The 9,225-nt window shown below is 58.8% G+C and carries 7 protein-coding genes and 2 pseudogenes; 2 read left to right on the top strand and 7 right to left on the bottom strand.

Features of this window, described 5'->3' with window-relative positions:
- Positions 1 to 532: 532 nt before the first annotated feature.
- A pseudogene (locus EN943_RS31160) lies at positions 533 to 1,737 on the bottom strand (IS110 family transposase).
- A gap of 209 nt (positions 1,738 to 1,946) precedes the next feature.
- Between EN943_RS31160 and EN943_RS38560 the strand changes: the two are divergent.
- A complete protein-coding gene (locus EN943_RS38560) occupies positions 1,947 to 2,186 on the top strand; it encodes an IS110 family transposase (RefSeq protein WP_063169335.1) in 240 nt (79 codons plus the stop codon).
- A gap of 48 nt (positions 2,187 to 2,234) precedes the next feature.
- On the opposite strand, the pseudogene EN943_RS31150 reads toward EN943_RS38560, so the two are convergent.
- The 3 genes and pseudogenes from EN943_RS31150 to EN943_RS31140 form a co-directional block, all read right to left on the bottom strand.
- Positions 2,235 to 2,515, bottom strand: a pseudogene (locus tag EN943_RS31150) (integrase core domain-containing protein); the annotation flags it as partial.
- Between the two features lie 188 nt (positions 2,516 to 2,703).
- Positions 2,704 to 3,711, bottom strand: a complete 1,008-nt coding sequence (locus EN943_RS31145) for an ATP-grasp domain-containing protein (RefSeq protein WP_063169333.1) — start codon at positions 3,709 to 3,711, stop codon at positions 2,704 to 2,706.
- Between the two features lie 771 nt (positions 3,712 to 4,482).
- The gene (locus EN943_RS31140) at positions 4,483 to 4,812 is read right to left on the bottom strand and encodes an ATP-binding protein (protein ID WP_272482847.1); all 330 of its coding nucleotides are present in this window, start codon (positions 4,810 to 4,812) and stop codon (positions 4,483 to 4,485) included.
- Between the two features lie 2 nt (positions 4,813 to 4,814).
- Between EN943_RS31140 and EN943_RS38885 the strand changes: the two genes are divergently transcribed.
- Positions 4,815 to 5,120 carry a hypothetical protein gene (locus EN943_RS38885; protein ID WP_164548505.1) on the top strand — a complete coding sequence of 102 codons (306 nt, stop codon included), beginning with the start codon at positions 4,815 to 4,817 and terminating at the stop codon, positions 5,118 to 5,120.
- 808 nt (positions 5,121 to 5,928) lie between these two features.
- Here the strand turns inward: EN943_RS38885 and EN943_RS31130 are convergent.
- The 3 genes from EN943_RS31130 to EN943_RS31120 form a co-directional block, all read right to left on the bottom strand.
- On the bottom strand, positions 5,929 to 7,362 hold the full coding sequence (locus tag EN943_RS31130; RefSeq protein WP_063169332.1) for an amidase: 1,434 nt from the start codon (positions 7,360 to 7,362) through the stop codon (positions 5,929 to 5,931).
- Positions 7,363 to 7,441: 79 nt separating this feature from the next.
- Entirely contained in the window at positions 7,442 to 8,629 is a 1,188-nt protein-coding gene (locus EN943_RS31125) for a M20 aminoacylase family protein (protein ID WP_063169331.1), read from the bottom strand.
- 409 nt (positions 8,630 to 9,038) lie between these two features.
- The coding region (locus EN943_RS31120; RefSeq protein ID WP_164778467.1) for an Lrp/AsnC family transcriptional regulator at positions 9,039 to 9,225 on the bottom strand (187 nt) is incomplete at its 5' end.

Here is a 9,225-nt window from a genome sequence, read left to right as displayed (position 1 = left end):
CCATAACGGCGGGCGACCTCGGAAATGATCGCATTCGGCTCCAGCGTCTCTGCGATGATCCGCGCCTTGTCATCCACCGACCAGTGACGCCGACCGCCGGCACCGTTGATCACCTCGAAACGCCGAAGCTGCCGCTCCGGGTCAAGCGTAAGGTCAAGTCCAGACACAAGCCGATCTCCGATCCCAATACAGGATCGGCAACCTCACAGATCGCGACCACTCCCGAAAGGTGGTCCGGAAACACCGCTCTGATGTCCGCTGTCAAGGTTTGGAACGCATGAGGTCGCCCGATCCGAGGAACGGCTGCTCATTCTGATGATCGCGCATGGGTGGGGAGGCGGAACTGAAGGACGTCGGTGATCAAGCTCTGATGCGCGGGTTGGCTACCGCATTCCCGATTGTGCGTCCGGGGCTGTTCCTATCTTACTGCGGGCGTCGGTCGATTTGCCGGCCACAAAGCGTCTGACGGGCATTCCCCTGCCGTGGTCCCGCCTCCGCCCATGCGCGATATGTGCGCCATCGCGGCGAGCGATCAGGTGACGCGCGCCTCCCTTGCGACTGCCCACATAAAGCCGACCAGTTCACGGGCGATCGCGGTGCAGACGACCGTTGTCCGTTTGCCCCGAGCGCTCAGCATGCGGTAGCGGGCTGTCAGGCGGGACTGCGCCTTCCAGGCGATCTCACGCACCTTCGGTGACGCCTGCTCCAACCGGTATAGCTTCGCCTTCCCGACCTTGGGCGGATGTCGATAGGTCCAGGCGCTCTCGACCAACATGTGGCGAACCCGACCGTTGCCTGCCTTTGTGATGCCGCCGCGCCGGACTGTCTCCCCGGTTGAGCGCTCGCCGGGGACCCGACCGAGATATCCCATGAGCTGGCGTGGGCTTTCGAACCGGCTGGCGTCGCCGACTTCGGTGACGAACGTCACGGCGACAATTAGGTCTACCCCACGCAATGTCTGAAGCGCCCACACGATCGGTGCCAGCGACCAGGCCGGGACGAACTCTTCGATCACACGCTCCAGCCGCTCGACCCGCTCTTTCGAGACGCGCACCGCCTCGACCATCTCCTGGAGTGCGATCTGATGCGCGGGATGATCGAACCTTGTTCCTGAAGCCAGCGTAGATAGCGCATCGTCCAGCTCTTCTTTCGCGGATAGCTACGGCCGTGCTTGAGCATGAATGCGCTCACCTGCTGGCGATGGACCCGCAGCGTCTCGACCGCGCCCGCCCGCGCGCGAACAAGATCCCGTATGGACTCGTGCCCTTCATCGGGAACCCACACCGCGGTCAGCTCGCCGGCGCGCAATAGTCGGGCAAGGGAAATGGCGTCTCGACGGTTCGTCTTCACCCGATCGCCGGGCTTCCTTGGTATCAATGATGGTGCAACCACGGTGCACTCGTGCCCGAGCGACCGGATCAGGCGATAAAGGCCGTACCCGGTCGGCCCAGCCTCATAGCAGAAATGCACGTAATCAAAGCGGCTGGCGATCCGGCCTATGACCCGCCGCATGCTGGTCGCCGACGCGTCGACCTCACCGAAGAACCGAACCTCTCCTTCCCGGCCTGCCTCCGCAATCGCAATAGCGTTCTTAAGCTTCGCAACATCGATTCCGACAAATGCTTCTCTATAATCCGCCACGGCTCGTCCTCCTGTGGTGAGGATCGGCTCGGCCCGTCCGAGCAACCCTCGGACGCGCAGTGTAGGGCGAGCCACCTCATCGGCAGAGGCGGACATACGGTCTTACTGTCAAGACGCTGACGACCCAGAATCGCCGGGCGCTGCTGACGGCCCTCAAGTCGCTTCAGGAAAAGGCCATCGCCATCGAGAACGACATCCGTGGCCTGTTTCGTAACTTCGGTCTCAAAGTTGGCATTGTCGACGGCCGGCAAATTCGCGGATCGCATCCGGGACCCTTCCGGTGACATTCCGGAACTCGAGACATCATGGAGACGTTGCTCACCGCCCGTCGGAAACTTTGCGAGCAGTTCACGGTGCTACACGAAAGACTGTTGTCGATCGTGAGGGGTGACACGGTTTGCAGGCGGTTGATGACCGTGCTGGGCGTCGGCCCTATCGTTGCACTGGGTTTCAACGCCACGGTCGATATTCCTGCCCCCTTCAGGAATTCGAAGGACGTGGGGCCGTATCTCGGTTTGACGCCGCGGTTACATCAATCAGGCTAGGATAATCGCGTCGGCAGGTCAGCCTAGGAAGCTTGAATGGGATTGACTTCAACACGCCGAATAGACAAGTCCAGGCATTTGGTGGAGCGGATTGAGAGTGAAGCGCTCGGGCTGGGAAGCCCATGCCTTGCAGATGAACTCGTAGGGTGAGACCTTTGAGGGCCTTCAGCCTGCGGCCGAAATTTGTAGGCCGCAACAAAGTCGGCAAGATGCCGACGCAGTTGGTCATGATCGTCGTAGTGGAAACGCTTGCCCGTCGCGTCCTTGATGGTGCGGTTCATTCGCTCGACCTAGCCGGTGGTCCAAGTATGCTTTGGCTTCGTGGTTCGAAGCACAGCGCGACGATGCGGCCCCCGAACGTGCTTGCGGGCTTCCTGGCGCCGCGACGAGCGCTTGCAGGCGCTGACGGTCGCTGGCCAAAACGGTGAAGGGGGATGCTATTGCGCATGCATCTAACTCGCACGCCAAACCGCAAAACGGAATCCCGAAATCGGACTCTTTTGATCCGATCAATCCACTATGAGACGCCGATTCCGAAATAGCGGGTGTGGGCGACATTGAGGATGCGATTGATCAAGCTTACGAAGCTGTGTCCGCCGGCCGTTGCAGCTGTGCCATAACTGGAGTGTATACCAAGGGCCGGCACCGAGTTCATCTCTAGGACAAACGGTTGGCCTGAGCGATCGATCCGGAAATCGACGCGGGCATAGTCCCGGCAGTGGCAGGCACGGAAGGTCGCAACCGAAATATCCCGTAACATCGTCTCAAGCCCGCTCTCGATTTTCGCCGGGCAAATCTTGGGCACCGCTGCGGCCGCCACGTACTTCGCATCCCAATTCATAACACGCGTTTCGCGGTCACCGAAGTCCTGCTCCACTAGAGGCAAAACTTCGGGCTCCCCGTTTCCGAGCAACGCAACGCAGATTTCCCGCCCCTCGATGTATTCCTCCACTAGCGCATCCTGAGCATGCTGCGTGACGATCACTTCGACGGCCTGCCGCAACTTAGAGTGTTCATGTATGATCTGCAATCCGAAGCTGCAGTCCTCCTCCCGCGGCTTCACTACCACTGGGAATCTCAGGTCGCCGGTGTTCTCGGTGCCGCGACGCATCACGCGAAAGTTCGGAGTCGGCACGCCCTGATCGCGGATGAGCATTTTGGTAATGACTTTGTCTCCCGTCAGCCCAATCCCGAAGGGGCTACATCCAGTGTATGGAACACCGGCCATCTCAAGCATGGCAGGAACATGAGTGTAACGCTTTTCGCCCTGAATTCCCTCCGCCAAGTTGAAGACCATTCCCGAGGGGCGACCTTGCGGATCAGGTGGCATGAACCGCTCGAGACTGGCGAGCAGTCCTTTATCGCCTTCACACACTACCGTCTCGTGGCCGCCCTCTTGAAGTGCCGCCACCACATCTTCCAACGTGCCGCTATGCGGCCAAGGCTGCGGCGGCTGCGGACAAGGCTGACCGAACCGGTTAATCACACCGTTGAAATCACTGTTCGTTACGATGGCTACTCGCATGAGCTATCTCCTTTGACGTTTGTCTGCTGTCACGAAACCAATGAAAACTGGATGGAGGCCAACCGCTATATCAACATTGACGACCTGCACGAGTACAAGAGGCTCGAAGCACCATGGCTGACCCTTTTCACAACCCCCTCCACAAACATAGGTCCACCACCCGGTTCCCTCTCCGGTTCCCGACCCTTTCCGCTGGCGGTGCTCTTTTTGCCCAAGTAGCTCGAAAGACGGCGAGTTGGGTTGCGGTACCATCAATAAAGCCTTATGCAGGGTTTATGCCAAAACAGATGATAACCGGCGGATGAGAGCGCTCCGACGCGAAATGATCGCTTCAAAAACCGTGCCAACCTCGCAAAATGCACGTCGGCCAGTGCTTTGAGTTTGATATCAAACTTACGGTCATATCAGGTACTAAACTGGCCCGCACAACCACTATGTCGCAGGCGCGACAAAATCCGACAGAGATCGTATCCCAGGGGACGAGCGGCGACCCATCCGCAGTCTTTTGACGCTCGCCGGTCCCTTACATCGAGCCCTGGCGTCCAGAATTGAAGTTGGGCGAAGGCGATCCGCATAATCGTATGCCCGGCCTGGCCGGCTTCAACGTGCGAGCGCTGCAGCAGTTTCAACAATGATGGCGAGTCGGCATAAATCTTCTTGAGAGGCTGGCGCTTAATCCCGGAACAAACGCGGCAATCAGCACTTCGCCTTGCTCATTTCGATGACGGCCATAGTGTTATTGCGCGCTTCAAAAGCTGGACAGCGATTCCGCTAATTCCCGGACAGCGTTTTCACAAAAGTCCGACAGTTCGTCGAGGTTGGTCCTCGGCAGCCTGGTTGCTGTAGGGCTGATTGATTTCGGTGTTCTCGGAGTCGGTCAAGAGGGCCGAGGCTTTTTTCTTCGGATGCTCTCGCCCTGAAGGGCGATGCGGTGTGCATTGTGCACGAGCGGTCGTGTATAGCGTCGGCGACCGTGCTGTCGTTAATAAGGTCGTGCCAGCTTGCCACGGGGACCTGGGCGGTGATCAGGGTGGATTTTCTCTGATAGCGCTCCTCGACGATTTTCGAAGAGGTGGAAGCGCTGCTGATCGGAGAGAGCATGGTTGCCGAAGTCGTCGTGGATGAGCCAAGTGGACACGGGTGAGCTTGTCGATGAGGCGGGGAAAGGAACCATCGATGCGTCGCTCTCGAACAGGATAACAGTGCGGCTTCGGAAAAGTCCGGACAGGCTTTCCGGTAATCTCAATGATGAGATCCGCGCCCGCCGTTCCAAAAAAAGGTTCGGCACGAAGCCCGCATTTTTTGCACTGGGCTTACGGCGTGCTGATCCACTGTTTCGTCATTACTATTCCCGAGCCTTGCAACCGAGCCGGAAGCGTCAGGCGAATGCAGGATTCCTGCGCTCGTAGAGCGTCCCAGCTTGGTCAGCACAACCTGACGATACGCGCCATCTTGGCGGCAAAGGCATTTGACGCAGCTGAATTGTCACGATCAGACGGCAGTTGGATCCTCATTGGATGGCCAGTGTTGCAAAAATCACAGGCTGGAGATCGGACTTGCGCCCTGGTGAATTTCCGCCACCGCATCGGGGTCGGTCTTCAACCCGGCAACTTCGACTTCCCAATTATAATAGAGACCGCGGCCGGGGCTTTGGCGGAGAGGGTCAGTCCTGGCGATGCCTCTCTCGAGCCGGCCTACATTGCAGCTGCCAGGCGGTTGGTTGAGCGCGGAGCCGTCGCGATAACCAGGGACTGCGGCTTCAGTATCTGGTGCCAGGCTGCACTGGCCACGTCTGTCAAACTTCCCGTGGCCATGTCGAGCCTGCTACTGGCGCCCACGCTCCTCCGGCAGCTTCCGGCCGGCGCAAAGCTCGCCGTCTGGCCGCAGACTCAAGACACTGCGGCGAAGAGCTGCTGGGCATGGATTCATCCGCAGGGGCAAGAGTAGCCATCGGCGGCATCGAAGGTAATACGCGGCCGGCTAGTGTTACCGAAATGGAGTCCCCGGGTTGCAGTCTGTGTCGCGACTTCGCGCCGCACATCCCAAGATTGACGCACTCCTATTTGAATGTACATTGTCCCCGATGGTGACGTCAGCAATCCGTCGTAGGACAGGACTGCCCATCTATGACGCCGCGCCCCTTTATCGAATGACATTCGCGTCCGTGGCTTGACCGCTTGGAGGCCGTCAGGTGCTTGAGCGCGGCAGTCTCAAGTTTTAAGGGGTGGCAGCGTGGAATCTGCTCCTCGCGAAAGAAGGAAGCCCCAGGCGACTTTCGATCGTATATGCCGCGGCTAGGACGGAGGTGTCGGAATAGCGCGCGCCGACCAGTTGTAGCCCGACGGGCAGCCCTTGATCATCCAGGCCCGATGGAATCGATGCTGCTGGTTGCTGGGTCAAGTTGAAAGGGTAGGTGAAGGGCGTCCAGTCCACCCACCCCTTGTAACTATCATCCGGCACATTTCGCCCGACGGGGAACGGCGCGATAGGCATCGTCGGTGTGACCAAGAGATCGTAATTTTCGTGGAACTTCGCCATCAGAGCGGAGAGCTCGAACCGCATCGCCTCAGCTTCCTGAAATTCGGTAAGGGTGATCTTCAGCCCGCGTTCGGCACCTTCCAGAAAGCCAGGATCTAGTAATTGTCTTTGCTGTTTGTTCATTCGTGACACAATACGGGCGGCGCCAGCGAACCAGAATGTAGAAAACACCTCCACCGGATCCGCAAATCCCGGATTGACTTCGGCCACCTCGGCCCCAAGAGCTCGAAGCTGGTCGATCGCATTATCGGTAACGTTTTGGATATCTCGCGCCACCTTGACATAGCCGAGGTTCCGACTGTAGCCGATCCGCAGGCCCCTGATGGTGGTCTTTGCTGGATCGGGGTCGAGACCTAGGTACGCCGGACCCGCATAGCCATCGCGAGCGTCCTTTCGTGCAATCACATTCATCATCAGGATCGCATCCGCAACGGTGCGGGTCACCGGCCCCAAATGAGACAGCGTTGTCATGGCGCTAGCTGGCCATTGCGGAACGATGCCGAAGGTTGGCTTGAAGCCGAAGGTCCCCGTGAAGCTCGCCGGTATCCGGATTGATCCCCCGCCGTCGCTACCCTGATGAAGAAAGCCAAGGTTGAGCGCAGCCGCAACTGCCGCCCCTCCCGACGACCCGCCTGGTGTCAGGTCAGGATTCCAGGGATTGCGGGTGATCCCGTAGACCGGGCTGTCTGTTACCCCTTTCCAGCCAAATTCTGGAGTGGTTGTCTTGCCCAGGATAACGCCACCGGTCTCACGGATACGGGCTGGAACAGGGGCGTCTTCAGTCCAGGGTCCCTCGGTGCTGCCGGACAATGAGCCACGTCTTGTCGGCCAGCCTCGTGTCAAGGTGAGGTCTTTGATGGTGGCCGGAATGCCATCTAGTACTCCGGCTGGTTCCCCCTTCATCCATCGACCCTCCGAGGCCCGGGCAGCAGACCTGGCCCCTTCGTGGTCGACGAGGCAAAATGCGTTCAGCGCCGGGTTGTTGGCGTCGATGCGGCTGAGACAGTCATCGACGACTTCAACAGGCGAGAGCTGCCGCCTTCGGTAGAGTTCCAGGCATTCGCACGCCGACAGACCCTCAAGAGATGTTGGCACGGATGAACGAGTTTTCATTTTACGAGGTCCGCTACATTCAAGCCTGGCATAAGACGGCAGTTATTCATTCGTTCTGCGGCCCTTGTCAGACCGATCATCAAGACGTCGGACGGGATCCCAACGTGTTCTCTACGAGCTTGATCCAGTACGATGTTCCATAAGGAATCGCCTCGTCGTTGAAATTGTAGGCAGGGTGATGCAGGCCGGCGCTGTCACCGTTCCCGCACCAGACGAAAGCACCCGGCCGCGCCTGCGCCAGGAAGGAGAAATCTTCCCCCCCCATTACCGGTGGCGTCTCGAGCACATTGTTTTCACCGGCCACGCCCTTGGCCGCGCTTCTCGCAAGGTCGGTCTGCTGGACCTCATTGAAGAGAATTGCGTCGAAGCTCTGAAATTTAATATCTATCTTCGCGCCGGTTATCTGGGCGATGCCGGCGACCACTTCGCCCACCCGCTCCTTCACGAACTTGCGCACCTCCGGCTTTAGCGTCCGCATGGTGCCCACCAACTCCGCTGTTTGCGGAACGACGGGGACTAGTCTCTGCCCGGACTGGAACTGGTGGAACGAAATTCCTGCCGAGTCGACAGGGTCAATGTTCTGAGCCAGGATATGCTGCAGGGCCGTCACAAGCTGAGCGCCGACCAGAATCGGATCGATGCATTCATGAGGCCTTCCAGGGTGCCCCCCTCGCCCTTCAATGCTAATTTCTATGCTATCAGTTGCCGCCATCACTGGACCTTGCCGGATTCCGAAGACACCTACCGGCAAGCCCGGACGATTGTGCATTCCGTAGATGTGCTCGATGCCGAACCGCTCCATCAAACCGTCATCTAGCATGGCAACGGCGCCGGTACCGATCTCCTCGGCAGGTTGGAAGATCATGACCGCCGTTCCAGCGAAATTCCGAGTATCGGCAAGATAGCGCGCGGCACCCAACAGCATCGCGGTGTGGCCGTCATGCCCACACGCATGCATCAAGCCCTTGTTCTTGGACGCATAGGGCAGATCGGTCGCTTCGTTGATCGGCAGCGCATCCATGTCAGCGCGCAATCCGATAACCTTTGGGTTACCGTCGCTCACGACGCCGTTGCCCTTGATGACGCCAACGACGCCGGTTTTGCCGATGCCGGTCGCGACGGCGTCGCAGCCGAATTCGCGCAGGCGCTCGGCGACAAATGCCGAAGTACGGGGGATGTCGAAGCCCAGTTCGGGATGTGCATGGATGTCCCGGCGCCAAGCCACTATCTCGGGGAGAAACTCTGCGACGCTATTGAGAATTGCCACGGGGACTTTCCTTTCTTGCCGGTTGCAGGCGAATTTCACGCTTTGTCCTTGCGAGAGCCGGGAGACCCGTTTCCGCGCTGCCGGGAGCACAGCATCCTCTGTGCGACGTAGGCACCCCAGCTATTCCGCCGACTGAAGCCGCTCCAATTAGCCGGGGACCGACAATCCTGAATTCCGCTCCGCCCAGAATGTAGCAAGTGCCAAAGAGCTTGGTTGCGCGAAGGGCGCCTTGGTCCCGCAGAATATCATCGTTTTTTGGTCATTGGCGCATAACACCTGCAGGCTGAGAGGAGGTGCCCTGGTATATATGCGGGACCATTCAAAATAGGACAGCCGACATTCAGAAGTGCGGGACAACTGCGACCCGCGGAAGGCGCGTGGTGGTTGCCTGGGCGGGCTCTTTTGAAGGCTACTCTTCAGCAATTGGCAGAGCAAACGACGCCTTGATCCGATCCATTACAACGATTGTCTTGAACCCCTTTACTTCAAGATGTTCGTAAAAAAAACGACGGGTAAACGCCTCGTACTCGGCCATGTCCTGAGCAGAGACCGTAATAATAAAATCCGCTTCACCCGTAACGTAGTAAGCGTTCATG

This window comes from Mesorhizobium sp. M7A.F.Ca.US.006.01.1.1 (assembly GCF_003997935.1).
In the GTDB taxonomy this organism is placed as follows: domain Bacteria; phylum Pseudomonadota; class Alphaproteobacteria; order Rhizobiales; family Rhizobiaceae; genus Mesorhizobium.
The sequence above is the reverse complement of the archived record's forward strand: the minus strand, read 5'-3'. Positions and strand labels throughout refer to the sequence as shown.

Bases quoted from the DNA above. Each gene is read 5' to 3' on its own strand.
- EN943_RS38560 (WP_063169335.1), top strand. From the start codon at position 1,947: ATGGAGACGTTGCTCACCGCCCGTCGGAAACTTTGCGAGCAGTTCACG.
- EN943_RS31130 (WP_063169332.1), bottom strand. From the start codon at position 7,362: ATGAAAACTCGTTCATCCGTGCCAACATCTCTTGAGGGTCTGTCGGCG.
- EN943_RS31145 (WP_063169333.1), bottom strand. From the start codon at position 3,711: ATGCGAGTAGCCATCGTAACGAACAGTGATTTCAACGGTGTGATTAAC.
- EN943_RS31140 (WP_272482847.1), bottom strand. From the start codon at position 4,812: ATGCTCTCTCCGATCAGCAGCGCTTCCACCTCTTCGAAAATCGTCGAG.